Origin of the sequence: Ferruginibacter albus (genome assembly GCF_020042285.1) — a bacterium.
In the GTDB taxonomy this organism is placed as follows: Bacteria; Bacteroidota; Bacteroidia; order Chitinophagales; family Chitinophagaceae; genus Ferruginibacter; species Ferruginibacter albus.
Map to the genome: position 1 here is coordinate 2,346,481 of NZ_CP083388.1, position 25,233 is coordinate 2,371,713.

Annotated in this window: 25 protein-coding genes; 18 read left to right on the forward strand and 7 right to left on the reverse strand. The window is 37.4% G+C overall.

The features are described 5' to 3' along the window. The first annotated feature begins 140 nt into the window (after window positions 1-140). The 4 genes from K9M53_RS10230 (at window position 141) to K9M53_RS10245 (ending at window position 3,535) form a co-directional block, all read left to right on the forward strand. Window positions 141-905: an SDR family oxidoreductase gene (locus K9M53_RS10230; protein WP_224014484.1), complete on the forward strand. Its 765-nt coding sequence runs from the start codon at window positions 141-143 to the stop codon at window positions 903-905. Between the two features lie 138 nt (window positions 906-1,043). Continuing rightward, window positions 1,044-1,952 carry a helix-turn-helix domain-containing protein gene (locus K9M53_RS10235; protein ID WP_224014486.1) on the forward strand — a complete coding sequence of 303 codons (909 nt, stop codon included), beginning with the start codon at window positions 1,044-1,046 and terminating at the stop codon, window positions 1,950-1,952. Window positions 1,953-2,049: 97 nt separating this feature from the next. After that, window positions 2,050-2,778 (forward strand): hypothetical protein, encoded by a 729-nt coding sequence (locus K9M53_RS10240; RefSeq protein ID WP_224014487.1) that lies wholly within the window; start codon window positions 2,050-2,052, stop codon window positions 2,776-2,778. A gap of 190 nt (window positions 2,779-2,968) precedes the next feature. Next, a complete protein-coding gene (locus K9M53_RS10245) occupies window positions 2,969-3,535 on the forward strand; it encodes a DUF1579 domain-containing protein (RefSeq protein ID WP_224014489.1) in 567 nt (188 codons plus the stop codon). 112 nt (window positions 3,536-3,647) lie between these two features. Here K9M53_RS10245 and K9M53_RS10250 read toward each other — a convergent pair whose 3' ends face one another. From K9M53_RS10250 to K9M53_RS10270, 5 genes are all read right to left on the reverse strand, one after another. Continuing rightward, window positions 3,648-5,024, reverse strand: a complete 1,377-nt coding sequence (locus K9M53_RS10250; RefSeq protein ID WP_224014492.1) for a UDP-N-acetylmuramate--L-alanine ligase — start codon at window positions 5,022-5,024, stop codon at window positions 3,648-3,650. After that, window positions 5,005-6,246 carry a TCR/Tet family MFS transporter gene (locus K9M53_RS10255; protein ID WP_224014494.1) on the reverse strand — a complete coding sequence of 414 codons (1,242 nt, stop codon included), beginning with the start codon at window positions 6,244-6,246 and terminating at the stop codon, window positions 5,005-5,007. Before K9M53_RS10255 ends, K9M53_RS10250 begins: the two co-directional genes overlap by 20 nt. Before the next feature lie 112 nt (window positions 6,247-6,358). Further along, window positions 6,359-7,159 carry a hypothetical protein gene (locus K9M53_RS10260; protein ID WP_224014496.1) on the reverse strand — a complete coding sequence of 267 codons (801 nt, stop codon included), beginning with the start codon at window positions 7,157-7,159 and terminating at the stop codon, window positions 6,359-6,361. 38 nt (window positions 7,160-7,197) lie between these two features. Beyond that, complete coding sequence (locus K9M53_RS10265) at window positions 7,198-8,619, reverse strand: amidohydrolase family protein (RefSeq protein WP_224014498.1); 1,422 nt, start codon at window positions 8,617-8,619, stop codon at window positions 7,198-7,200. Window positions 8,620-8,809: 190 nt separating this feature from the next. Then, complete coding sequence (locus K9M53_RS10270; protein ID WP_224014500.1) at window positions 8,810-9,232, reverse strand: hypothetical protein; 423 nt, start codon at window positions 9,230-9,232, stop codon at window positions 8,810-8,812. Between the two features lie 157 nt (window positions 9,233-9,389). Between K9M53_RS10270 and K9M53_RS10275 the strand changes: the two genes are divergently transcribed. The 11 genes from K9M53_RS10275 (at window position 9,390) to K9M53_RS10325 (ending at window position 20,547) form a co-directional block, all read left to right on the forward strand. Beyond that, window positions 9,390-9,836, forward strand: a complete 447-nt coding sequence (locus K9M53_RS10275; protein ID WP_224014502.1) for a DUF4251 domain-containing protein — start codon at window positions 9,390-9,392, stop codon at window positions 9,834-9,836. Window positions 9,837-9,900: 64 nt separating this feature from the next. After that, window positions 9,901-10,659 carry an oxygenase MpaB family protein gene (locus K9M53_RS10280; RefSeq protein WP_224014504.1) on the forward strand — a complete coding sequence of 253 codons (759 nt, stop codon included), beginning with the start codon at window positions 9,901-9,903 and terminating at the stop codon, window positions 10,657-10,659. 149 nt (window positions 10,660-10,808) lie between these two features. Further along, window positions 10,809-11,843 carry a coiled-coil domain-containing protein gene (locus K9M53_RS10285; protein WP_224014507.1) on the forward strand — a complete coding sequence of 345 codons (1,035 nt, stop codon included), beginning with the start codon at window positions 10,809-10,811 and terminating at the stop codon, window positions 11,841-11,843. Window positions 11,844-12,003: 160 nt separating this feature from the next. Further along, complete coding sequence (locus K9M53_RS10290; RefSeq protein WP_224014509.1) at window positions 12,004-12,552, forward strand: ester cyclase; 549 nt, start codon at window positions 12,004-12,006, stop codon at window positions 12,550-12,552. Between the two features lie 321 nt (window positions 12,553-12,873). After that, on the forward strand, window positions 12,874-16,452 hold the full coding sequence (locus K9M53_RS10295; RefSeq protein ID WP_224014511.1) for a T9SS type A sorting domain-containing protein: 3,579 nt from the start codon (window positions 12,874-12,876) through the stop codon (window positions 16,450-16,452). Between the two features lie 272 nt (window positions 16,453-16,724). After that, window positions 16,725-17,264: an SRPBCC family protein gene (locus K9M53_RS10300; protein WP_224014513.1), complete on the forward strand. Its 540-nt coding sequence runs from the start codon at window positions 16,725-16,727 to the stop codon at window positions 17,262-17,264. Window positions 17,265-17,266: 2 nt separating this feature from the next. Beyond that, window positions 17,267-17,695 carry an SRPBCC family protein gene (locus tag K9M53_RS10305; RefSeq protein ID WP_224014515.1) on the forward strand — a complete coding sequence of 143 codons (429 nt, stop codon included), beginning with the start codon at window positions 17,267-17,269 and terminating at the stop codon, window positions 17,693-17,695. A gap of 103 nt (window positions 17,696-17,798) precedes the next feature. Then, window positions 17,799-19,049 carry a geranylgeranyl reductase family protein gene (locus tag K9M53_RS10310; RefSeq protein WP_224014517.1) on the forward strand — a complete coding sequence of 417 codons (1,251 nt, stop codon included), beginning with the start codon at window positions 17,799-17,801 and terminating at the stop codon, window positions 19,047-19,049. A 52-nt stretch (window positions 19,050-19,101) separates the two neighbouring features. Further along, complete coding sequence (locus K9M53_RS10315) at window positions 19,102-19,743, forward strand: MgtC/SapB family protein (RefSeq protein WP_224014519.1); 642 nt, start codon at window positions 19,102-19,104, stop codon at window positions 19,741-19,743. A gap of 4 nt (window positions 19,744-19,747) precedes the next feature. Next, a complete protein-coding gene (locus K9M53_RS10320) occupies window positions 19,748-20,110 on the forward strand; it encodes a hypothetical protein (protein WP_224014521.1) in 363 nt (120 codons plus the stop codon). Window positions 20,111-20,121: 11 nt separating this feature from the next. Then, window positions 20,122-20,547 (forward strand): hypothetical protein, encoded by a 426-nt coding sequence (locus K9M53_RS10325; protein ID WP_224014524.1) that lies wholly within the window; start codon window positions 20,122-20,124, stop codon window positions 20,545-20,547. Here K9M53_RS10325 and K9M53_RS10330 read toward each other — a convergent pair whose 3' ends face one another. After that, window positions 20,548-21,621, reverse strand: a complete 1,074-nt coding sequence (locus tag K9M53_RS10330) for a hypothetical protein (RefSeq protein ID WP_224014526.1) — start codon at window positions 21,619-21,621, stop codon at window positions 20,548-20,550. 300 nt (window positions 21,622-21,921) lie between these two features. On the opposite strand from K9M53_RS10330, the gene K9M53_RS10335 reads away from it, so the two are divergent. Genes K9M53_RS10335 through K9M53_RS10345 form a run of 3 tightly spaced genes read left to right on the forward strand, consistent with a single transcriptional unit; the run spans window position 21,922 to window position 24,367 of the window. Next, entirely contained in the window at window positions 21,922-22,947 is a 1,026-nt protein-coding gene (locus tag K9M53_RS10335; protein ID WP_224014528.1) for a fatty acid desaturase, read from the forward strand. A 3-nt stretch (window positions 22,948-22,950) separates the two neighbouring features. Beyond that, complete coding sequence (locus tag K9M53_RS10340; RefSeq protein WP_224014529.1) at window positions 22,951-23,388, forward strand: thioredoxin family protein; 438 nt, start codon at window positions 22,951-22,953, stop codon at window positions 23,386-23,388. A 25-nt stretch (window positions 23,389-23,413) separates the two neighbouring features. Then, window positions 23,414-24,367 carry an FAD:protein FMN transferase gene (locus K9M53_RS10345; RefSeq protein ID WP_224014531.1) on the forward strand — a complete coding sequence of 318 codons (954 nt, stop codon included), beginning with the start codon at window positions 23,414-23,416 and terminating at the stop codon, window positions 24,365-24,367. A 41-nt stretch (window positions 24,368-24,408) separates the two neighbouring features. Here K9M53_RS10345 and K9M53_RS10350 read toward each other — a convergent pair whose 3' ends face one another. Continuing rightward, the gene (locus K9M53_RS10350) at window positions 24,409-25,221 is read right to left on the reverse strand and encodes a dienelactone hydrolase family protein (RefSeq protein ID WP_224014533.1); all 813 of its coding nucleotides are present in this window, start codon (window positions 25,219-25,221) and stop codon (window positions 24,409-24,411) included. Between the last annotated feature and the right edge of the window lie 12 nt (window positions 25,222-25,233).

The window sequence follows — 25,233 nt, forward strand, 5'->3', positions numbered from 1 at the left end:
TTAAAATACCTGATTTCTTTTATAGGAAGTCTTTAAAATAGGTCCGTCTTCGACAAGCTCAGACTGACAGTTTTTTTGGTAAAAAACAACTCAAGAGAATTACAAAACAAATGGACTATAACTAATTTAAATAAAACAAAATGAGCACAACAACTAAAACAGCCTTGATCACCGGCGGTAGTCGTGGTTTAGGAAAGAACATGGCAATAGCCATTGCAAAAAAAGGAATCAATGTAGTTATCACTTATAACAGTAACAAAGAAGCTGCCGATGCAGTAGTAGCAGAAATAATATCGTTGGGACAAAAAGCCGTAGCGTTCCAATTAGACACCAGCAATACAAGCTTGTTTGACAACTTTATAAAAGAAGCAACTGCTTACCTGCAAACAGAAACGGGCAGCAATCATTTCGATTTCTTAATTAATAATGCAGGCACCGCGTTGTATTCACCTGTTACCGATATCACAGAAGAACAGATGGATGCTATTTACAATATTCATTACAAAGGCGTTTTCTTTCTTACACAAAAAGCATTGCCTTTTATAAATGATGGTGGTGGCATAATTAATATTTCATCCGGGTTAACACGCCTTACGTATCCCGGTTCTTCCGTATATGCTTCCATGAAAACTGCAGTTGAATCGCTTACGCGATATTTTGCAAAAGAATTAGGAACAAGAAAGATCCGTGTAAATGTAATAGCACCCGGTGCTATTGAAACAGACTTTGGTGGCGGCAGAACAAGAGACAATAAAGATATCAATGCACATATTGCGGGCATTACAAGCTTAGGTCGTGTTGGATTGCCGGATGATATTGGCGGCGTGGTTGCCTTTTTATGTACCGATGATGCGTATTGGATAAACGGGCAACGTATTGAAGTTTCGGGCGGACAAGGAATATAAATATGCTTCACCACGTTTCGACAGACTTCGACAAGCTCAGTCTGACATTCAACATGCAAAGCATATCTAAAAGCTGTCAGTCTGAGCTTGTCGAAGACGGTCGTTTTTAAAAGAATTTTATAAAGTTATTTTTACATTATGGCGAATACAACTCCTACAAAAATCAAAACCATCAGCGAGTTTCATCGCTTGTCGGGCTTACCGCAACCGGAACATCCGTTGATAAGCATTGTAGATTATTCACTGATCAAGCCTGAATCAAAATCGGTGCTATTCGATTTTTATTCTATCTCCATAAAAAGAGGTGTACATGGCAAAATGTTTTATGGTCAACAGCAATATGATTTTGATAACGGTATCCTGTTCTTCTTAGCGCCTAACCAGGTATTAAGAGTAGAAGTAGATGAACATGCGCCCAGTAACCGGTCGGGATGGATATTATTGATTCATCCTGACTTTTTTTGGAATACGCCTTTAGCTAAAACCATCAGGCAATACGAATATTTTGACTACTCTATACATGAGGCATTGTTTCTTTCCGAAAAGGAAGAAGCTACGATCAACAACATTATTCAAAACATACAGCAGGAATATCATAGCAATATTGATAAGTTCAGTCAAAACATTATTATCTCGCAAATAGAAACGCTGTTGAATTATTCAGAGCGCTTTTATCAAAGGCAGTTCATCACCCGGAAAATAAGCAACCACCAGGTGCTTGACCGTTTGGAAGAATTACTTGCTGATTATTTTACTAATGATGAGCTGCTAAGCAAGGGGTTGCCTACCGTTCAATACATTGCCGATACCTTGAACATATCTTCCGGTTATTTAAGCAGCTTATTAAAAGTATTAACCGGGCAAAGCACACAACAGCATATTCACAATAAGCTGATAGAAAAAGCCAAGGAAAAATTATCTACCACTACTTTATCTGTAAGCGAGATCGCTTACGAGCTGGGCTTTGAGCATTCCCAATCTTTTAGCAAATTATTTAAATCAAAAACCAATCTTTCTCCGTTGGAGTTCAGGCAATCGTTCAATTAATATAATCGAAACGGATATACTGATTCTTTTGAGTTACAGCAATTCAAAAAAATCTTTTATCTTGATTCCCTATTTAATTATAACGAAAACACTTTTTATGATCCGCATCTATTTTAATATAGCTGCTTTTTTTCAAGCGCTTCTTATCGTACTTATTTGTATTTGCTACACTTTTATAGATGATCGCCTGTTGCATTTAACCAATGAAATTTCTATTGAAAAGTTCTATGCATTCTTTTTACAAATAGCTGCATTTATATGTGTAATTATGGATGTAAAAGGCCTTCACGGGCGTGTATTGTTTTTACCAACCTGGCTATTATGTATAGTTACCTCTATTTTTTTAGGAGAAATTGGCTGGCAAGATAAATCGCCAATGCTATGGATATTGCTTGCTCTTTCTATACTGATTATTTTCATATACATCTATAAAATGCCCGCGCATTTAAGAAAAGAGTGGAGTGAAAAGAAAGCTGCAGCCAATCAATTAAAGTTAGCAATATCAAAAAATCCTATTTCTGATAAAGACTTTTGGAGCATAGCTTCAAATATGTTCTACAGCCCTTCTTTACTATTCACGTTTTGTTATTCTGCATGGAAGTTCATCTTTCGCCATGCTATTGATGAACAGGAGGTTTTAGAACATTATCGTTTTATGATAAATACCATGCCTATCGATACTATTAAAGGAAACAGGTATAAGAACTGGATGATCAGCTTAAAAAAAGAATTAAATAATACTAAGGATACGTCCGGCTATATTGATCCTTTTATGATCACACGATTGGGCAACTTAATTAACGACATGAATAGTTCATTTAAATAAGTACATCTTTGCCCGTTGCCGTTACATTATTGTTCGCCTGACCAACAACTTATACTATAAAAGATCAGCAAGATATACTGTACAAGTGAGTGACACAACGGTGATGCCATGAAATATCGATACCCGTAACAAAAAAATCACTTTTAAATGCTTTAAGAAAGCAGTAAATTCAATGTCTAAACTTTATAACATGAAAAAGACAATGACATTGGTTGCCCTGTTTATCGCATTTTGCAACATAAGCAGCTTTGCACAAACAGATGCACAAATGAAAGCCTGGCAGGATTATATGACTCCGAGTGATGTTCATAAAATGATCGCCAAATGCGATGGTACCTGGAATGAAGACGTAACCATGTGGATGAAACCCGGTGATGCTCCCATTAAAAACAAAGCTACTGCCGTTAACCAAATGATATTGGGTGGACGCTATCAACAGACAAAAACCACTGGCGATATGATGGGTATGCCCTTTGAAGGCTTTAGCTTGTTAGGCTATGATAATTTGACCAAAGAATTCACCAGCACCTGGCTGGATAATTTTGGTACGGGCACTATGACCTTAAAAGGCAAATGGGATGATAAAACAAAAAGCATCACTTTTAAAGGCAAGATGGTTGACCCTATGAGCGGTAAAGAAGTGGATGTTAAAGAAGTATTGACCATTGTTGATGACAACCACCAAAAGTTTGAAATGTATATTGTAATGCCTACAGGTGAGTTTAAGTCGATGGAGATAAGTTCGACGAGAGCATAGTTATTCTTGTTTCACACAATGAATTACCACAGATACAAAGTGTACAACGTAAATATTAAACTGATCTTTGTTTACGCTGTATTCTTTGTATCCGTTGTGTGAAATACATTCGCTACAATTTGTCCCAAACTTCTTTTGCAAAATGTTCCAAGCCCGGGTCTCTTGCGCCCATTAATAACAATACACAATCATTGGTAAGATGTGAACGAACTGTTTCTAAAAGGTCTTTTCTATCTTCTACAAAGAAAGCATTTTTACCAAGCGCTCTAATATCATTGATCAGATCATTGGAAGAGATATCTTTTACAGCAGTACCACCGGCATAAAAGATCTCACTCATCCATATTTCATCCTGAGGACGCAATGCAGCAGCTATTTCTTTTACAAAATCAGCACGTAAAAAACGTGTTGGTCCATAACCGTGCGGTTGAAACCAAGCAATAACTTTTGGTGCTACCTGTTGGCAAGCCTCAATTGATGCGGCGCATTTTGCAGGATTATGTGCATAGTCATCGATCAGCCAAACGCCGTGCTTGTTTCCTAAAACCTGGTGACGACGATAAATGCCTTCATAATTTTTTAATGCTTCTGCCGCAATTTTCAGATCAACACCTAATTGATCAGCAACCGCAGTTGCTGCCAACGCATTTTCCATATTATGGCGCCCAACCGTATTAATTGAAAATAGAGTATTGTTGATCGAATATTGAATGTTGAATCCCTGTTGATGAAACGCTTTAGCAATATAACCTGCGTTTATATTTTCATTGGTAGAAAAATCCTGTTCACTGTTTTGAGAAAGATCTTTTGTTAATGCATGAGATCGATTAACGATAAATTTTTTACTGTTATTTTTAAATGTAGTGAAGAGTGATATCAGCTCATCAATTTCCTGGTGATCTTTATCTATATTCAACAACAAACCAATTTCAGGTTTGTATTGCACAATAGAACCATCGCTTTCATCTGCTTCAATTACCAGCCACTCTCCTGTTCCCACTTTTGCATTGCCTATTTTTCCCTGCTTGATAATACTCACCAATCCTGCTCCGCTGATGATGCTCGGTTGCATTCCTGCATGCTCTAATATATCAAACAACATAGCACTGGTAGTGCTTTTGCCGGAGGTACCTGCTACTGCAATTGTTTTCTTACTTGCAGCGATCAAAGCCAATACTTCAGACCGCTTTAAGATCGGGATATTTAATTGCTTTGCTTTTTGTACTTCCGGTACTGTATCTTCAATAGCAGTAGATACTACGATCAAGTCAGTATCACCAGTTATTCCTTCGCCGTTTTGTAAAAAACATTTAATGCCTTCTGCTTCTAACTTTTCTTTTGTTTCATTATAGGTGTCCGGAGTAAAATACCTGTCGGAGCCGCTCACATTTTTCCCAATACCCGATAGGTATTGAGCTATGGCGCTCATGCCAGTTCCGGCAACACCGATAAAAAAAACATTTTTAAAATCATTTACTGATTGGATCATGCACAAGATGTTTATCGTGTTTTAATGTATTGTAAGCAATGAATGCACTGCAAACAAAAAATATAGTGCCTAAAAAGAAAGGAGCGCCGGGCAAAATAATATGGAACCTGTTTTCATTGGTAAAGTAAAAGAACAAGTTGTTCATTATCAATGGTCCAATTATCGACATGGCACTCATAATGCTTGTTAAAGCTCCCTGCAATTCACCTTGCGCATTTGGCGGCACATGTGTTGCCATGATGGATTGCAAAGCAGGCTGTGCTATTCCACCTAAACAATAAGGAACTAAAAAAGCAAACATTAACCAGGTTACCGGCGCTATGCCAAATAAAAACATCCCTATTGCATAGAAAAACAAACCGGTATAAATGCTTTTCTCATTCCCCAATTTTGGATTTACTACTCTTGTCAAACCTGCCTGTACCAACCCTATCAATAAACCTACAATACTAATAGAGATACCAATGGTTGGTTTGTCCCAATGAAAACGATACACACCATAATAGCTCCAGTTACCTTGTACTGCCCATGATGCTAAATTCAAAAACGCTATAGCCACCATCAATCCTTTTAGTGCAGGATATTTTATTAAATGTTGTAAAGCACCGACCGGGTTAGCTCTCTTCCAACTGAACTCACGTCGATTTTCTTTTTTTAATGATTCCGGCAAAACGAAATAACCATACACCCAGTTTAACAATGCCAATGCTGCCGAAACATAGAATGGCGCACGATCCCCTAACTTACCAATGAGTCCGCCAATTGCCGGTCCCACAAAAAAACCCAAGCCAAAAGCCGCACCGATCATTCCAAAATTCTTTGTTCTTGTTTCAGCTGTACTGATATCTGCTATATAAGCGCCTGCTGTACTAAAGCTGGCTCCTGTTATCCCTGCAATAATTCTACCTACAAATAACCATCCATAACTGGGAGAAAAAGCCATAAACAAATAATCAATTCCAAAACCGAATAATGAAAAAAGTAAAACGGGACGACGACCATACTTATCACTGAGACTTCCTAAAATAGGCGCACAAAAAAATTGTACCACCGCATAAGCAGATAATAGATAGCTCCCGTACCTGGAGGCCGCACTTGCATTTACATGTTTTAGAGAAGATATCAGTGTAGGCATTACCGGGATGATAATACTAAAACCGATAACATCTATTAATAAAGTAATAAAGATGAAACCAACCGCTGCATTTTTTTTTGTAGACATTCAATACTTCTTTTTGGGATTGCAAAGATGGTTGATTTAAAAATAACCGGAAAACTATCGGGATAAAATAATATAAACTATATCAAAGGAATACCTCCGTTGGCGGGAAGAGTTATTTATTAATAAAATACTCCACATCGAAATAACCGGAATTATTGGATGGGTCATTGTCGTTAACGATCAATTGTAAAGCGCCACTATACTCACAGGTAATTGTTTGACCATACCCTACCAGGAACCAATCGCCATCACCAATCCTTCCTAACAAGCTGCCTTGTTTAAACCCCGGAACATAATTGTACATAGTGTATCCATCAATTCCTTCCGGTCCGGTTGTTCCGGCAAAGGGACCTAATGTAACTTCTCCCGAAGCTTTGAGGGTAACTACATCTCCTTTTTTTAATTGAATGGTAGTGTAATTTGAATAAGAAGATACCTTTATAATATTGGGCTTTTCTATCCGGGTAAAGTTGATATCTGATTTGGAGCGTTGGGATACAGAAAATGTCCAATAATTAGCTTCCTTAACCGAGATGATCTGAAACCTGCTGTTGAAAGATGAATAGTATTTTGTTTTCGGATCTTTTCCGTTTAGCGTAAAATAGCTTTCATCGTATAACGCGTTTTCAAACTTAGCAGCTACTCCCGGACTTAGTTTTACTTTATAAAACATATTCAACATGTCATCAATGGTTCCGAATGACAGCTCGTTTCCAAAATTGTCTTTATAAGGACCTTCCAATACATCAGAATAGTATCCATAACTATTAGCGGCATCTCTTATGTCTTCTTCAGTAGTCAAGAGACACATGTTATATAAATTATTAAAAGTGAAATAAGACTGGCTAATACATTTATTCGACCAGCTAAATAGCAACAGGAATATAATGCTGACAGCAAATGGAGATTTCATAAAACTAATTTTTGGTGATCTTATTATCGGGCAACCGTTTAATACAACCCTACTTTTCCTTTTACAGAATCAAATATTTTTTTAGAGTTAAAGCCCACTCCTTTTTTAAACACTATTTCTGTATTGCGAATGGCTTTGATATCTTTCTCTATATCGCCGTCAATTAAAACAAGATCAGCATACTTGCCTGCTTCTACTGTTCCTATTTGTTTATCTCTACCTAAATAAACAGCGCCGTTCAACGAACATATTTTTATTGCTTGTGGCACTGTAAAGCCTGCTTCTACCAACAATTCAACCTGTCTCCTGGTGCCATAACCGGCTAATGTTCTGCCGGAGCCTGTAGGATCCGTACCTGCCAACAACAAACCGCCTGCATCATAGAATTGTTTTTCCCAAACCATTTCTTTTTTAAACAGGTCGATGTCTGATGAATCTTTGTTTTGCCTTCTTGTCCAGCGTTTGGTAACTGTTTGCAACATTTCAGGAACTAACGCACTATCGCCGCCGCCTAAAATAACTTCTCTTCCTGTAGAAGGTTCAAACACCGGCAAGGTAGATGTTATGGCGACATGTTTACTAATTAAAAAGTCCATAAGGCTTTTCATTTCAGGACTGTTTACCGGCAATGCCTTTAATGCATTCTCCCCACCTTCATCATCACATTCGTCCGGTTTTTTATTTTTATCAAAATCAGTACTCACTAAAAAGCCATGTTCCAAATTATCAATGCCGATCTCTGCTGCTTCACGATACGTTACAGCGCATATATGCCCGGTTACTTTTATGTTTCGTTTATGCGCTTCTGTTATTGCCGCCTGCATAACGCTCTTCTTTAAGGTCATGTACATTTTAAAAGAAGTGACGCCTCTGTCTGCCCAAAAGTCCACTGTTTGAATAGCATCTTTTTCGTCTTTGATAATATTGAGGGAAGGAATTTCCCACCCTTCCTGTTCAAAATAAGGTCCCGTCACGTCAATATCAGGACCGATGTATTCACCTTTCCCGATCATTCGTTTAATATTGAGATCGGTGGAAGGTTCTATGCTGCCGGTTGTACGAATAGTTGTTGCGCCGCTTGCGAGATACATGCGGGGAAAAGAATAAGGCATTTCTGCTACATTAAAAAAACCGGGAACTGCAACGGTATAGAAGAAATGCTCGTGCATCATTACCATACCGGGAATGATCGTTTTGCCGGTGCAATCAATAGCATAACAATTTTTAGGGATGCCGACAGCTGCTGCATCTCCTACTTTTTCAATTATGCCTTTATTGATGATAATAGTTTGATCCAATTTTGCCGAGCTGCCGGTACCGTCAATGATCTTTACATGCAGCAATGCTATAACAGGCGTATCAATGCTGATATATTCTTTTACATCTTTTGTGAATTGTTGCGCAGCAGTATGTAGTGTTATTATCAATAAGCAACTAAAAATTGGAATTAATTTCTTCATAGCAGAAAGTTGTATTGAAAGTTACAACTATGTTTCAACATTAATAACAGGTGAAGAATGAAAACAATGCTGACAGGCTGCCGGATAGCAGCGAAAAGCACGGTGAAGGTTTGTGAGCTGGCTTGTGCCGGACTTGCAGCGTATAGCCGGAACTGCTATTGAAAAAAGAATTTAGTTGACAGCCTGCAAATCAAGATAATTCAGGAGCTCCGGAACCGGAAGCTATAGCAGCTATGGCGCCTGCAATGGCTGATATAACAGTAAATGTAATTACATCCACAAGCACTGCCGGACGGGTGGTTAGTGTAGTAGTTGCATATTGCAGGGAATCGTACGAACTGGATGCAAGGAAACCGATAACGGCGCCTCTGCGAAACCCATCGCCGAACGTATTTACCTGCGTACGTACAAATATATAAGACAATAAAAAGCCAAATAATAAATTCCCGGCAATTATATAAATGTACAAAGGCGTATCACGTTTGAAGCCTGTTGTTAATCCCGGATGATCGTAAAAGAAAGGAACCAGCAAATTTCCGTAAGCAAGCCATCCTAATAAAAAATAAATGATGCCTGCCACCACTCCACCAATAAGGAATTTTTTTGCGTTCATGACATGTAAGTTTTTCTATTAATAATTGGTAGTTGAAATTAACGAATAGTTTTGATATAATCCAACACCTTGAATAATTTAAAAATAGTATTCGGCATTAATATTGTGCATAAATTGTATGATGATTTTTAGAAAGAACATTTATCTTATTGCTTTAATGTTTTTACACATTATTGCTGTTGGACAAGATAGCCTGTCTGCGAAAAAGCCTGCTGTTGCTGATCTGATCAAAAACAAATCATTTGTATTTATTGCACAATCGCTGACACCTATGAGAATAGCCTACAGGCAATTGACAGATTATTACTACGTTAAATTAACAAAAGACAGTTTACTTTCTTCTTTACCTTTTTTTGGACAATCCCGTATAGCGCCTTTAGATCCTACGAAGATCGGGATCGACATTACTTCTACCGACTTTGATTATGTAGTAACAACTAAAAAGAAAGGCGGTTGGCTGATAACCATTACTCCTAAAGATCAACATACCATCAACTATTTTTTATTTACTATTTATGATGACGGCAAAACGTACCTAGATGTAAACAGTTTTGACAAAGACCCGATCTCGTACAACGGCTACCTGGGAGGATTTGAACATTAATATTTTTAACCATTTTTTTCAGCAATTTTGGCGGCTTGATTTTTTCACTCTGTACATTTATACTATGGAATATTTTGTAAAAGAACAATCGATCGTACGAAAAATATGGGGCAAGAGTGATACGATACTATTTATTTTTGGCGGCGCTGCTGCTGAGTTTGCCGTAAACAAAGCTGTGGACTGGCTTTATTTCACAGGTAAGCTACCCGCTGATCCATTAGGACGTTTATTCTCTACCGTTAGTTATGCCAGGCGTATTGTGTTTTCGAAAGAAGATGATGCGCTGAAAGCTATTGACACCATCACTTCTATTCATAAACATGTTGAGAACAGCAGGGGAAGTTCCATACCCGATTGGGCATACAGAGATGTTTTGTATATGCTGATCCATTACTCTATAGCCTCATTTGAATTGCTGGAAAGAAAGCTAACAGATGATGAAAAAGAAGAACTATTTGATGTGTTTAATCGTATGGGTTCAAGAATGCAATTGAAAGAATTACCCAAAAATTACAATGAATGGTTAATAGCCCGCAAGCAACATTTAAAAGAAAACATTATTAAAAGTAATTACTCTGCAGACCTGTTCAAACAATACAAAAAACATTTAGGGGCTTTTAGATTCGCTGTTTTAATTGAAGGTGAAATATTGGTAGTTCCTGAAGAAGTACGGGAATTGCTGGGATTCAGAAAATTTTCTTTTCTCTCTCCTATCCTTCCGCTTTATAAATTTTCCAAGTTCATCAAATTGGACGGCTTTATTAAATGGCTTATTTTGCCTCCCTTATACCGAAAACAAATCAATGAATTAGATATTTATTAAAGTAGATTGTAATCGACTGATAAACAGCAATTAATTTAAACGATCCCTAGTATTCTTAAAGGTTATCAAATTTTATTCACATTCTCAAAAGCTGTCAATATGGTAGCCGTGTAAGTTGTATTTTTAATCACCTGAAAAAATACCTGATTATGGCGTATGAGAATTTCCCCAGTGCTGCGAATCAACCAATAGCAACCCCTCCAAGATATAATTGGATGCCACTGGTGGCAGGCGTTCTGTTTTTTTCTTTGGCATTTGCTATCGGGTATATTTTGTGGTACAAGAACCAGACGCTTGACGATATTCAACAACAATTATTACAGCAGCAAAAAAGAGCGTTTGGCTTAAAAGCGGCTGCAGTTACCGATTCCAACTCATCTACACAAATAAGCGAATTACAACAGGAATTAAAAGAAGCGAATGAACGTTATGAAGCTTTAAAAGCACTGGATGCTAAAAAAGACAGTCTCAACAGCTTATTTGTACAACAGATCACGATGAAAAAAGACAGCATTGTGTATTTGTTATTCAAACAAAATAGTTCCAAGACCGATTTGAGCAATGCTAAAAAAATGATCGGTTCATTGAAAGAGAACATAGAAGGATATAAAACAAACATTGAAAAGGTAAGCGGCGAAAAAATAACCTTGATACAGGAAAAGCAAACAGTAGAAAAACAACGGGATGATTATAAAACAAATCTTGACTCCGCTTATAACGTCATTAAACAAAAAGAAGACAGCATAGACATAGGTACAACATTAAGCGCAGTTAATTTTTCCATTTTAAGTATTGATGAAAAAAATAACGGCAAGGAAAAAGAAACTTCTGTTGCCAAAAAAGTAGATAAGCTGCGAATTGCTTTTGAAATTGGAGAAAACCGGTTGGCGGCAAGTGGTATAAAAGAACTGTACATCTGCGTTACAGATCCTTCGGGAAATCCTATTGCAGTAGAAGCATTAGGGTCGGGTAAGTTTAATACAAGAGACGGCGATCAGAAATTCTATACAGAGAAAATGAATATTAATTATATACAGGGGGCTCCACACCAGATCATAAGTTTTGACTGGAAACAAAACACCACTTTTGATCCGGGTAATTATAGAATTGAAGTATATAATAATGGATTTAAAATTGGCGAAGGGGTAAGAGCTCTTAAAAAGAGCGGAGGATTATCTCTTTAAAATAAAAACAACCAATTGATACTAAAAGCCTGCAGTAATGCAGGCTTTTTATTTATACTATTGGGCTATGAGATGAGAAAAAAAGTTTCTATCTTACCTGTTGCGATTTATCCCTTCTTGCAACTCCTTATTTTAAATTATTAACTAAAAACTACTTAACATGAAAAAGTATGTAACAGTGCTTGTTATAGCACTAAGCTGTTATTGTATTTCGTGTACGCCTAAGAGCCAGGGTGGAATGTCTGCCGCTGCACAAAAAAATTTAGATGCCATGCATGGTGTTAATCAATGTTTCGATTCAAAAGATTTCAGCAAAGTGGGTGATTACATAGCAGACGATGCTGTTGATCATGCAGGAGACAGCGGTGACATAAAAGGACTTGCCAACATTAAAACTCAGTTTGAAAAATGGACAACAGGTGTTGCTTCGCAAAAAACAGAAGTAATAAAAGAATTGGCAGATGATGAATATGTAATGGCATGGCAAAAATATACAGGTGCTTACAGCAGCGACATGATGGGCCATAAGGCGGGCGATACATACACCATGGAAGCTACAGAAATTGTAAAGTTCAAAGATGGCAAGGCTATTGAACATTGGTCTATGATGAACCCGAAGGACCTGATGAAGATGATGCCTCCACCTCCACCTCCACCTTCATCTTTACCGGATTCAGTTAAAAAAGACACGTCAAAAAAGATGATGTAAGCATATATTTTTTGATAAAGCAGGTATTCTCAAAACGTGATTGTAAAAACGCAAACGTTGCCGGAATACCTGCTTTTTATTTATGCATAAAAAGAAAGTCATTCAATTAACATTTATTTCTTCATTACATCTGTTTGAGAATTAATACGTATCATAAACAGCCGCTGACACTCTCATGGCATTATCAACACGTGTTGATAAATAAAGCAACAATTTCAACAGCCTGTAGTATATTTTTAATTCTATAATCTGTCTCTTTAAAAGCTTCTAACGGATAAGCCTACCCTATAGAATACATTACTAAAACTAAACCCATTAACTATGTTCCAATCTTACTTGCACCGATGTTTTCTGACCCTCTGTATTTTAATAACGACCGTTCAGCTAAATGCCCAGTCGTATCATTTTATTCCGGCTCCTACAGGCTATAATCCTACTTATTCAGATGGATTTCCTGTTTCCTTTAACAACAAGCTTTATTACAGTTTTCAAAATTATGATGACGGGATATGCAAATTAGGAGAGTACGATGGCAATTCAGTTACATTATATACCGTACCAAGTAATGGGAGTCTGCAGGTTAACCAGGGGTATGGGTCAGTTGTTTTCAACAATAAGCTATATTTCATTTGCTCAAATCAAGAGGGCGGATCTCAATTAGCAGTTTTTGATGGATCTGCTATTACATATATAAGCATGCCAGACAATTCGAGCACTGTATATGGAACACCTACAGTTTACAACGGTAATTTATATGTTCAATATAACGATAATGAAACCAACAATTCATCTATTGCAAAAGTAAACGGCTCTTCATTAACACTTATCAATAACCCTGATGATGGCGATCCCGGCTTAACCAACGATTATTCTAACCTGACTTTATATAATGGTCAGCTTTACCTTAATTACCGTACATCATCAGGAAACACACGATTGGCAAAATTTAATGGCGGTACAATAACATTGGTAGGTACTAATCCTGATAATGGCGATGGGTTTACAGGTGGTTTATTTACATACAATGGTGAGTTGTATGATGTTTATACAAATGAATCCAATCAATCTCAAATAGTCAAGGTAAGCACAGCTTCTTTTCCATTAATTAATAATCCAGATGCAGGTACCGGTTGTAACATTGGTACAGGAGGATGGACTCCTGTTGTATATAACGGTAACGTATATTTTGGTTATACCAATGCTTCTACTAAAAGGCAATTGGCTAAATTCGATGGAACTACCGTAACGCTTATTGATAACCCTCTTATAGAAACAGTAAACTACAATGGTTTTTCAGGCAACATGATCGTTTATAATAATAATCTCTTTTACATAAATTCTCATTTTAGCGGCGGTCCTCCGTATTATTACCTGATCCGTTTTGACGGAACGTCAAGTACCGTTGTGAGCAGTCCGGAAAATGGTACAGGAGTTACATCCAAGCCTGTTATTTATGATAATAAACTTTATTTCCCTTATAATTATTCTTCATCCGTTGTTAAATTAGGAGTTTACACTTCGGGAAGCTCTTTTACAGCAATAGATAATGTAAGCGGTTCCGATTTAGGGGTAGGACTTTTATATCCTTTTAATAACAAACTTTATTTTTCTTATAGATACCCTGATTTCACCACACAATTAGCCTCGCTGTCTCCAGCAATTACCTGGACAGGAACTAACAGCAGTGACTGGAATGATGGAGATAACTGGAGTACAGGTGTGGTACCAACCGGTTCAGATGATGTAGTTATTTCCAATTCAACACATAACCCCGTAATAAGCAGTGCCGCATTTGCAAATAATATCACTATTAATGCACCATTAACCATAAACAATACACTCAGTGTTGCAGGAAATATTGGGTACAACGGTGGCTTCACAGGAAATGGTACAATTAGTTTAGATGGGTCTTCCCTGCAAACGTTAACAGGTACTTCCATGGCTGCCATTGTTAACACAGGCATTGGTTCCTTAATAATTAATAATCCTGCAGGTGTATCTTTAGATGGAGGACTAAAGATTACTAACAGTGTCTCTTTTGGCAATGTAAGCAATAGCACTTTTGAAACGAATGATGGTTTAACGCTCCGTTCTTCTGCAACCGGTACCGCAAACGTTGGACAATTGATCAATGGCAATGCAATTAATGGCGATGTTACAGTAGAAAGATATATATCTAACAATGCGGGAACAAGGGCATGGAGATTATTATCTGTTCCTACACAAACAACCCAGTCCATCAACGCAACATGGCAAGAAGGACAAGCCGGCGGAAGCAATAGTGTTCATGGGTATGGTACTATTATTACTGCAGGAAATGGTAACAATAATTGGGCTGCTAACGGTTTCGACTACCAGCAAACAACAGGTTCATTGTATAAATACAATGCAGGTGGCAACGGCTGGGATGAAGTCACTTCAACATACGACCAAATAAAGGATCAACAAGGTTATTTGATTTATATACGTGGTGATAGAAGCGTTACACCTTCGTCCAGTACTTCTTCTGCTACCGCAACGATCTTAAGAACTCAGGGACCTTTATACCAGGGTGATCAAACCACGACAGTTACCGGCGGACAATATGCTTTGATTGGTAATAAGTATGCTTCTGCCATTGATTTTACGTTACTCACCAAAGATGCAGGCATCAACAATTCGTTTGTAGTATGGGATCCTAAACTTTTATTGGGCGGCTCTTTGGGACATTATCAAACATTCAGCTCTACTACCACACCCGCCTGGCAACCGGTTCCGGGAGGTGGCAGCTATACAGGATCAACCAATACAAGGATCGAATCCGGTCAGGCATTCTTTGTACATGCTGAAAGCACCGGCGATGTTACGTTAACTGAAAGCAGTAAAGTTACCGGCAGCAATAATGTTTTTAGACCTACAGGTGTTTTAGGTAGCGGTGTTAACGGGCAATTGATAACCAACCTTTACAGCACCAGTGTTTCTCCTACTACTAAAAATGATCAGAATGTGGTTTCATTCAATAGTGCATTTTCAGATGATATTGATGTAAATGATGTAAGTAAGTTTCCTAATACTACAGAAAACTTTGATGACATTAGAAACGGGCAAAAACTTTGGATTGAAGGCAGACAGTCCATCTCTGCTACTGATACTATTTTCTATTGCATGAATAACATGCAACAACAACTGTATGTTCTTCAGTTCATACCTACTAATTTAAATGTAGAAGGTTTAACAGCCGTTTTACAGGATCGTTATCTATCCAAGAATGATACGCTTGATCTTACCCAGGTATCTACCAAGTCATTCCAGATAGATGGCAATGCAGGATCACAGGATAGCCTACGTTTCCGACTGGTATTCACTTACAATCCATCGCCTACTCCCGTAACATTTACAAGTATTAAAGCACAGCCAACCACTGCCGGTATACAGGTGCAATGGAATGTTACCAACGAAACAGGCATTGTACAATATGTTGTACAACATTCTGCTGACGGTAAAAACTTTACTGATATAAATACGGAGAGTGTAAAAGGCAATGGAGCTTATGCAAGCATTGATACTGATCCATTTGCCGGCAAAAGTTATTATCGCATCAAAGCTGTTGAATTATCAGGTCAAATAAAATATACGGATATCGTAAATGTAGTAACAAGTCAAACGCCTTCTATTACGGTATATCCTAATCCTGTTAAGGGTTCTACTATCAATTTGCAATTGTTTAACCAGCCTGCAGGAAAATATATTGTACGGTTAATAAATGCAGCAGGACAACGTATTACAACCACAAGCTTTAATCATAACGGCGGTTCTGCCCTGCAACAGCTACACATCAACGTTAGTAGTGCAGGTTCTTATAAATTACAGATGATAAGCAATACAGGAAAAACATTTGTACAAACTATATCTATTGAATAATCAATAACATTCACCTCTGCCCTTTAAAAGCAATCTACAACAGGTAGATTGCTTTTTTTGTTTGCGGTTCTCAGCGGTCCAATTCCGATCAGCATCTGCTCCTGCTTTCGCTTCAAGTCCGCCTAAAGGGGGAACCGCACACACAAAACCCTCAGCGGGCTTTCTGCTCAATCTGGCAGCCCATCAGCAAACAATAAATTTCAACAGTGCTTGCTACATTGAGTACAAAAAATTAACTTGTAATCATTCTTCATCAACTAAAACTAAACGACATGAAAATTTTAAAGAAAATTTTACTTACAATTCTTGTGCTGATAGTACTTGTGCTGATCGCCGGCTTGTTTATCAAAAAAGATCATTTGATTGAGCGGGAAATTGTGATCAATAAACCAAAACAGGAAGTATTTGACTATATAAAAATGATCAAGAACCAGGACAATTACAGCTACTGGAATATGCAAGATCCCAATATGAAAAAAGAATATACAGGCACTGACGGCACTGTAGGCTTTGTATCAAAATGGCAGAGTGACAATAAAAATGTTGGAGACGGTGAGCAAACCATTACCGCCGTTAAAGAAGGCGAACGTATTGATATGGGCTTGCATTTTATAAAACCTTTTGACAGCAAAGCATCTGCCTACATGATCACCGATGCTGTTGATGCAGGCAGCACAAAGGTAAAATGGGCTTTTGCATGTAAAACGCCTTATCCTATGAACATACTATGCCTGTTCATGAATATGGATAAAATGCTGGGCGATCAATTAAATACCGGATTAACGAACCTTAAAAACGTTCTTGAAAAATAATTATGAGCGACGGAACTTTTGTAATTGAAAGAATTGTCAAGGCACCTGTATCAAAAGTATGGAAAGCCATTACTGATAAGGATGAGATGAAGCAATGGTATTTTGATATAGCTGCATTTAAACCGCAGGTAGGTTTTGAATTTCATTTTGAAGGCAAAACACCCGATGGCAGCGTATTCGTTCATAAATGCAGCATAACGGAAGCTATACCCAACAAAAAACTGGCTCATACCTGGCAATACGAAGGTTATCAAGGTCTTTCTACTGTAACTTATGAACTGTTTGAGGAAGGACAAAGCACAAAAGTGAAACTTACACATGAAGGCCTGGATACATTTCCAAAAGAAAGCAATTTTGCAAAAGAAAATTTTGTTGCAGGATGGACATACATCATTGGTACGAGCCTGGCAAACTTTGTCACAAAAGAGTAAGCTAGCAATTTCAAATTAATCGAATAAGCCTTCATGTTAATTTCATGAAGGTTTATTTTTTTGTGTCAGCCTGTTAAATGCTTATACTTGCATTTCAGAACGAATGAAAAAAGAAAAATTTGATGTGATCATTGTAGGTGGCGGTCCTTCAGGCGCTGCTTGTGCAATAACACTTGCCGAAACAACGAAATTAAAAATAGCTTTAATTGATAAAGCGAGTTTTCCTCGTGATAAAACCTGTGGAGATGCATTAAGCATTGATGTTATCAACCAGGTTTCGTGGATGTCTCCATCTTTGGCTGAAAAATTCAGCGCACACACCAACAAAATAGCTTCTTATGGTGTAAAGATCTTTTCTGCAGATCACTCTTCTATCGCCATTCCTCTTATCTATAAAGGAAAAAAAGGTTGCGGGTATGTTTTCCCAAGAATGGATTTTGACAATGTATTATTTCAACATGCAAAAGAATATAGTAACATCAGTTGTTTTGAGAATAGCGAAGTAAGGTCTATTGATAAAAATAACGACGGCGTACTCGTTACTACAAAAAATGAGCAGCTGGAAGCACCCGTAATTGTGGGAGCAGATGGTGCACACTCTATAGTAGTAAAACAATTAAGTGATATAGAAGTAGAGAAGGAACATTACTGTGCCGGCTTACGTATTTATTATGAAGGCGTAACAGGCTTTAATGACGATAACATGATCGAGCTGCATTTCTTTAAAGATGTTGTTCCGGGTTATTTATGGTTATTTCCTCTGGCGGACAATAAAGCCAATGTTGGTATTGGCATGTTATCATCGGAAGTATCAAAACGTAAAGTAAACCTGAAAGAAACATTATTTGACCTTATCAATAATCATCCAGACATAAAAGAGCGTTTTAAAAATGCGAAAGCATTGGAAACGGTAAAAGGTTATGGATTGCCCTTAGGTTCCAAAAAAAGAAATATTTCCGGAGAACGTTTTATTTTAACCGGCGATGCTGCAGGTTTAATAGACCCCCTTACGGGAGAAGGCATTGCCAATGCTATTCGCTCCGGACGTGTGGCCGCTGCGCATGTAAAAAATTGTTTTGCAGCAAACAACTTTTCTGCGTCCTTCAATAAGGCCTATGATAAAGAGATCTACGCTAAAATGTGGAAAGAGTTTAAAATAAGCAAACTGCTGCAACAGTTAAGCACCTACCCTCGCCTGTGCAATCAAATTGTTCGCAAAGCAAATACGGTTAAATATATACAAGGCTTATTAATAGAGGCTTTAGCAAGTGTAGATAAACGTAAAAGCATTTTATTAAACCCGAAGTTTTACTTCAAATTGTTTTTTAGTAAGAACAAACGAACTGCGGCGTAAGTTGATTCTTTTTCATCTATACATTTGTAGCTTTATATAAACTTTGATGCCAATGGAATTTTACACAGTTTCCTACAAAGACCTTATAATGGTCGGCATTGCCATTTTAGTGGGATTGATCGTAGGTTCAGAACGGGAATACCACAATAAAACTGCAGGCTTGCGAACATTAATGCTGGTATCTGTCGGCTCCTGCATTTTCACCATGCTTTCTATAAAAATAGGCATTGCCAATCCAGACAGGCTTGCTGCTAATATCGTTACCGGCATTGGCTTTTTGGGAGCAGGCGCTATTTTTAAAGATGAGAACAAAATAGCCGGGCTTACAACAGCTTGTACCATATGGATAACCGCTGCGTTGGGAATGTGTGTTGGTTCGGAACATATTTATCTTGGGATATTGGGATCTTTTATTGTTCTGTTTGTTTTGATAGGCGTTTCTTACATTGAACGTTCTATCGACAGCTTTAACCGATGCGTTATCTATATTATTACCACCACTTATACACCCGATGTAGCAAGCACTTTCCGCAAGCGTTTTAAAGAAAATGGCATGGAACCACATGCAGAAATTCAAAGAAAAACGGGTAATAACATTACTGTTCATTGGCGCGTGTTGGGTAAGAAAAAAGCGCACAAAGCCTTTCAGCAGCTTTTGCTGAACGATAGCTCTATTATTGATCTTCAATTTTAAATCTATGAGTAAAGCAAAAACCATTTGGCTAAAAGACCCTGAAAAACATGATTTTCCTTCTGCACAGGATTACCTGGAATTATTGTTTGAACCAAAAGAAGCTAAGGTGATCGTAAACAAATTAAAAAAAGCGGTTACTATTAGTAAGAAAGCTAAAGACATATTACGGGCAAGCGAATTGCCCTTATTGGCAAAAGATAATGTACATGTACAGGCCAACCTTAAAAAATTCAGAAAGGATCAAAAGCTGTCTCCTATTTTATTAGTACGCTCAACGGGCAAGTTGATAATAGCAGATGGCTATCATCGTATGTGTGCAAGCTATTATCTTACAGAAGACCTGGAAGTTCCATGCAGGTTGGTATAAAAAAATTATAGATGACAAGGATGATCAATAAGCTACTGTTGTTAGCCGCTGTATTCATACTATTGACTGCCTGTTCGGCAAGTAAGTATAATAAAGAAGCAATGTCATCAATGCCATTTTATTTAAAAGTAACTAAAGAAGCTTTAAACAACTTTGAAAGCCAGGGCAATTATCATTCTGCACATTTATTATTAACTGCACACAATTCTTTTGTTTATTATAAAATATATGAAGTAGGATACGATCTAAGCACAGGAAATTATACGCTGAAAAACGGAATTCTTACATTACGCTGGAACAAAAAGAACACATTAAATGCTGTTGCTGATTCTGATTTTTACAAACATTATTTTGCTTATGATACTCCTACTCCCTTTAAGATCGAAGGCGTTAAATATTATTATACAGATACATTGCTTACACGAATTAAGAAGTAGTTATTTATAGAAAAAATATTGGTATCGAATGCCGCCGGTAAAAACATCATTGGCATAATATAACTCTTTTTCCAATAAACCTTTCTTGTTATATACTCTTCTTGTTTCTGATGTATTTGTTATTAACTGATTTGAAAGATCATAAAAATTTATGCAGGTAGAATAACTTTCGATCCTACCTAAACTATCGTAATGGCTTATTAAAATGGGATGCATAATATCTTTTTCATTAAGATCTCCATCATACCTAATTTCTGTACGGATGCCTAAAGGATCATAATAACTCACATATCTTGTGTCTGACTGTATATATTTATTACCCCGGTATAAATATTTTATGTAAGCAGTTAATCTTCTTTTCTCATCATAATTATAAGTTTCCAGGCTCCATAAACTTGAGTCGGAAGTAAATACCTCTGTTCTCATAAGCAGATTATTATTATAATAATCTCGGTTTATGCTATTTGAGTTTCTTTTAACCGCTATCATTGTATCCTTTACAAAGATCGTATCATAATTATTTTTAACCGTATCGCAACAGGCAATCTGCCACAAGGAACTGTCTTCTATTTTTTTGTTTACTGATGTTATGATCACATAGTTTGAATCTTGTTGAAGCCGATAATCGATATTAAGGATCAGTTTTTTATTTCTTCGGGAAGAATCCAGTATCTCTCCAAAAACGGGCCAATGATATATGCTGAAGACCGGATCATCCTTAGATGTAGCCTGATAAGCATTTTCATTTAAAATTACATTTACATTAATTTCCTTTTCATTAGACCGAATTATGTTATAAATAAGACTGTCATTCAGTTTTCCTTTAGTATATTCTGTCATTTTTTCTATCCAGCCTTTTTTATCTATTTTTTTAATTTGCACCAGTTCTCTTTTATATTTATCGTTTACCCAATAGCTATGAATTTCTCTTACTCTATTTTTATAAATATCTGAATCTATTTTATAAAGCCCTAAATCTCTATAACAACTGATGTACACATTGGTGTAAAAAGAATTTTGTGCAAGCAGGATTTTACTAAAGAATAAGCAAATAATAAGGAAGTAATATTTCATGTCATAAGGTTTTGTTTTAAGGCGTTTGTCAAAAATAAAATTCCTGGTGAAAAAACAATCTTAAAAGATCGGATCAAGAAAAGTATTTTCATTATCATACTGCTAAGCGTGAGGGATTGAAGCGGAAAGCCCGCTGAGGGTTTTTGTGCGTGTGCGGTTCCCCCTTAGGGGGTTAAGGGGCGTGGCGGACTTGCAGCGAAAAGCCCGACCCCTTGCGGAGCTTGGGGACACGTCATAAATCTGTCATTTATGAAATGTTTATGCCTGTTTTGAGTTAATTTTGCAGACTAAACTGAACATATGGCAAGAAGAACTGATTTTGTTTACTCTACCAACCCGGAACCGCACCGTATTAGAACCAAGCAAATTTTAAAGCAGCACCCTCAAATAAGAACGTTGATAGGGAAAAATCCGTTGACCATTTTTGCTATTTTAGGATTAGTTGCTTTCCAGGTGGTATTGGCGTGGCTGGTTAAAGACCAATCGTGGTGGATCGTTATTGGTGCCGCTTATTTATTAGGCGCTTTTGCCGATCATTCTTTGTTTGTAATGATCCATGAATGTGCGCACAAACTGCTTTTTAAAAAACCCGCTGCTAATAAAATTGCAGGGATTGTTGCCAATATGCCGCAGATATTTCCTTCGTCAATTTCATTTGAACGCTATCATATCAAACATCATTCTTTCCAGGGTATACATGAGTTGGATGCCGACCTGCCTAACCGTTGGGAAGCAAGATTGATCAATAATTATTTTATTGGCAAGATCATCTGGTTATTGTTTTATCCTTTTTGGCAAGTGTTCAGGATATCCCGATTAAAAGAGATCAATCCATTTGATGGTTGGCTGGCATTGAACTGGGTGGTGCAAATTGTTTTTTCTGCTGCTATCATTTTATTATTTGGAGGAAAGGCATTTGCATTTTTATTATTGAGCTTTTTCTTTTCAGTAGGCTTGCATCCATTGGGAGCAAGATGGATACAGGAACATTATTTAACGCATGGCGAACAGGAAACCTACAGCTATTACGGCGTATTGAATAATGTTTCATTCAACGTGGGTTACCATAATGAACACCACGATTTCCCTTCTATTCCATGGAACAGGTTGCCGGAGATCAGAAAAACAGCGCCTTCTTATTACAATACACTTTCCTATCATACTTCGTGGACAAAACTATTCTTCCGCTTTTTGTTTGACCAGGAAATATCCTTGTTCTCCCGTGTGGTTCGTAAAGACAGAGGCAAAGTTCCTTTAACTGATGAATCAAAACCGGACGCAGAATTAACCGGCAAAGAAACATTGAGCGAGCCTTTAGCCAATTAAGTTATGAAGATGTTTTTGCTTTCTATTCTATCAGGCATATTGCTTTTACCGCAAGCATGGCTGACCAATATAGAAGATGCAAAACAAATAGCGCATCAACATCATAAATACATTCTATTGAATTTTTCGGGCTCAGATTGGTGTGCGCCCTGCATACGCATGCATAAAGATATTTTTGATAGCAAAGCATTTATATTTTATGCTGATTCTAACCTGGTATTGTTGAATGCCGATTTTCCAAGATTGAAAAAAAACCGGTTATCTGCGGTTCAGCAAAAAGCAAATGATGCGCTGGCGGATGTTTATAATCCAACGGGAATCTTCCCCTACACGTTACTGCTGGATGCCGATGGAAAGGTTTTAAAAAGCTGGGAAAAGTATTATGCAAATGGCACGGAAAGCTTTATTAAGGAAATAAAAGGCGCATCTTTATCACACTGATCTTTACACTTATTCATTAATATCAATGCAGGCATTTAGAAAGCAGGAGTTACTGATGGGCAATCGCTTTGAATTATCGGTAGTTGCTGATGATGAATATTGGGCTAATGAACAGGTTACTCTTGCCATAAACGAGATCAAACGTATTGAGGCTAAACTCTCTACTTATAAAGAAGATAGCGAAACCAACCTTATTAATCGATTGGCAGGTATTGAGCCTGTACAGGTAAGCGATGAAACTTTTCAATTGATTGAACGAAGCATCCGCATTTCGTCTATTACACAAGGCGCTTTTGATATTACTTATGGCTCACTGGATAAAAGTCTTTGGAATTTTGACAGGAACATGAAAGCATTACCTTCTGCTGAAACTGCAAAGCAGATGATACGCCTTATCAATTACAAAAACATCTTACTGGATAAAGCAAACAAAACAGTTTTTTTAAAAGAGAAAGGAATGCGTATCGGATTTGGAGGCATTGGCAAAGGGTATGCGGCACAGATGGCGAAATCATTATTGATAAAAAATGGCGTTACCAGCGGCGTTGTAAATGCTTCAGGAGACCTTGCTACATGGGGATTTCAGCCTGACGGCAAAAAATGGACAATTGGCATTGCGCATCCGGATGTTGCCAAGCTTCCTTTTTCATATTTAGAGATAAGTGATATGGCTGTGGCTACTTCAGGTAATTATGAAAAATTTGTACTCATTGACGGCAAAAAATATTCTCATACCATTGATCCTAAAACGGGATTGCCTATTACGGGAATAAAAAGCGTTACTGTCATTTCACCCAATGCTGAAATATCCGATGCCCTGGCAACACCTGTTACCATTATGGGAATTGAAAAAGGCCTTTATTTAATTGATCAATTGACGGGTGTAGAATGTATTGTTATTGATGATGACAATAAACTATACACTTCTAAAAATATTAAGTTGAAAGAAAATGTCTCACAAAGACACAGAGAACGTTGAGTTTTTCTTTGTGCTCTTGGTGTACTCTGTGAGGCAAAAAATTATTTAAAGATCTTTGCAAAGAAATCCTGCATATCCTTCCAGGATGCTTTATCCGCCGCTTCGTTATATTCTATTGGCATAGAGAATTTTTTTCCTATTGCAGTTGCATCAGGATTAGTGAATGCATGTGTTGCATTCGCATATGATTTGAAAGCGTAATCAGCATTGATAGAATCCATTTGCTTTTTAAATGCGGCTACATCTTCCGGTGAAACGAATTTATCTGCTTCCCCATGACAAACCAATACTTTTGCTTTCAACAAACCTTTCGTTGCAGGCACACCGGCCAAACTTCCATGAAAGCTTACCACGCCATTTAAATCTTCTCCCAGCTTTGCCAGGTTCAACAAAATACCTCCACCAAAGCAATAGCCTATGGCTGCTACTTTTGAATTATCTGCCTGCGGATATTTTTTTATGGCTGTTAACGCAGCATCAAAACGTTTTTTTGCCATTTGTGGGTCACTATAAAAAGGCATCGCCATTGCTTTAGCATCTGTAGGATTTTCAGCTACTTTTCCATCGCCATACATATCCACAGCAATTGCTAAATAACCTAATGCAGCCAGCTCTCTTGCACGGCGTTTTACATATTCCGTTTCTCCCCACCATTCATGTACAACCAGTACCACAGGGCGTTTACCTGAGATAGCAGAATCATACGCCACATACCCCTTCATGCTTGTTTGTCCATCAGTATAAGTAATGGCTTCTGTTTTAATGGAATTATTCATCGATTGTGGTGATTTATTTTGATCAACCGAACAGGCAACTCCTAAAAAACCTACCAAAAGAATAGAAAGTAATTTCATAAAATAATTTTT

What these genes read in the sequence shown, in the direction of transcription:
- K9M53_RS10230 (WP_224014484.1), top strand. Translation starts at nt 141, where the DNA reads ATGAGCACAACAACTAAAACAGCCTTGATCACCGGCGGTAGTCGTGGT.
- K9M53_RS10235 (WP_224014486.1), top strand. Translation starts at nt 1,044, where the DNA reads ATGGCGAATACAACTCCTACAAAAATCAAAACCATCAGCGAGTTTCAT.
- K9M53_RS10240 (WP_224014487.1), top strand. Translation starts at nt 2,050, where the DNA reads ATGATCCGCATCTATTTTAATATAGCTGCTTTTTTTCAAGCGCTTCTT.
- K9M53_RS10245 (WP_224014489.1), top strand. Translation starts at nt 2,969, where the DNA reads ATGAAAAAGACAATGACATTGGTTGCCCTGTTTATCGCATTTTGCAAC.
- K9M53_RS10250 (WP_224014492.1), bottom strand. Translation starts at nt 5,024, where the DNA reads ATGATCCAATCAGTAAATGATTTTAAAAATGTTTTTTTTATCGGTGTT.
- K9M53_RS10255 (WP_224014494.1), bottom strand. Translation starts at nt 6,246, where the DNA reads ATGTCTACAAAAAAAAATGCAGCGGTTGGTTTCATCTTTATTACTTTA.
- K9M53_RS10260 (WP_224014496.1), bottom strand. Translation starts at nt 7,159, where the DNA reads ATGAAATCTCCATTTGCTGTCAGCATTATATTCCTGTTGCTATTTAGC.
- K9M53_RS10265 (WP_224014498.1), bottom strand. Translation starts at nt 8,619, where the DNA reads ATGAAGAAATTAATTCCAATTTTTAGTTGCTTATTGATAATAACACTA.
- K9M53_RS10270 (WP_224014500.1), bottom strand. Translation starts at nt 9,232, where the DNA reads ATGAACGCAAAAAAATTCCTTATTGGTGGAGTGGTGGCAGGCATCATT.
- K9M53_RS10275 (WP_224014502.1), top strand. Translation starts at nt 9,390, where the DNA reads ATGTTTTTACACATTATTGCTGTTGGACAAGATAGCCTGTCTGCGAAA.
- K9M53_RS10280 (WP_224014504.1), top strand. Translation starts at nt 9,901, where the DNA reads ATGGAATATTTTGTAAAAGAACAATCGATCGTACGAAAAATATGGGGC.
- K9M53_RS10285 (WP_224014507.1), top strand. Translation starts at nt 10,809, where the DNA reads ATGGCGTATGAGAATTTCCCCAGTGCTGCGAATCAACCAATAGCAACC.
- K9M53_RS10290 (WP_224014509.1), top strand. Translation starts at nt 12,004, where the DNA reads ATGAAAAAGTATGTAACAGTGCTTGTTATAGCACTAAGCTGTTATTGT.
- K9M53_RS10295 (WP_224014511.1), top strand. Translation starts at nt 12,874, where the DNA reads ATGTTCCAATCTTACTTGCACCGATGTTTTCTGACCCTCTGTATTTTA.
- K9M53_RS10300 (WP_224014513.1), top strand. Translation starts at nt 16,725, where the DNA reads ATGAAAATTTTAAAGAAAATTTTACTTACAATTCTTGTGCTGATAGTA.
- K9M53_RS10305 (WP_224014515.1), top strand. Translation starts at nt 17,267, where the DNA reads ATGAGCGACGGAACTTTTGTAATTGAAAGAATTGTCAAGGCACCTGTA.
- K9M53_RS10310 (WP_224014517.1), top strand. Translation starts at nt 17,799, where the DNA reads ATGAAAAAAGAAAAATTTGATGTGATCATTGTAGGTGGCGGTCCTTCA.
- K9M53_RS10315 (WP_224014519.1), top strand. Translation starts at nt 19,102, where the DNA reads ATGGAATTTTACACAGTTTCCTACAAAGACCTTATAATGGTCGGCATT.
- K9M53_RS10320 (WP_224014521.1), top strand. Translation starts at nt 19,748, where the DNA reads ATGAGTAAAGCAAAAACCATTTGGCTAAAAGACCCTGAAAAACATGAT.
- K9M53_RS10325 (WP_224014524.1), top strand. Translation starts at nt 20,122, where the DNA reads ATGACAAGGATGATCAATAAGCTACTGTTGTTAGCCGCTGTATTCATA.
- K9M53_RS10330 (WP_224014526.1), bottom strand. Translation starts at nt 21,621, where the DNA reads ATGAAATATTACTTCCTTATTATTTGCTTATTCTTTAGTAAAATCCTG.
- K9M53_RS10335 (WP_224014528.1), top strand. Translation starts at nt 21,922, where the DNA reads ATGGCAAGAAGAACTGATTTTGTTTACTCTACCAACCCGGAACCGCAC.
- K9M53_RS10340 (WP_224014529.1), top strand. Translation starts at nt 22,951, where the DNA reads ATGAAGATGTTTTTGCTTTCTATTCTATCAGGCATATTGCTTTTACCG.
- K9M53_RS10345 (WP_224014531.1), top strand. Translation starts at nt 23,414, where the DNA reads ATGCAGGCATTTAGAAAGCAGGAGTTACTGATGGGCAATCGCTTTGAA.
- K9M53_RS10350 (WP_224014533.1), bottom strand. Translation starts at nt 25,221, where the DNA reads ATGAAATTACTTTCTATTCTTTTGGTAGGTTTTTTAGGAGTTGCCTGT.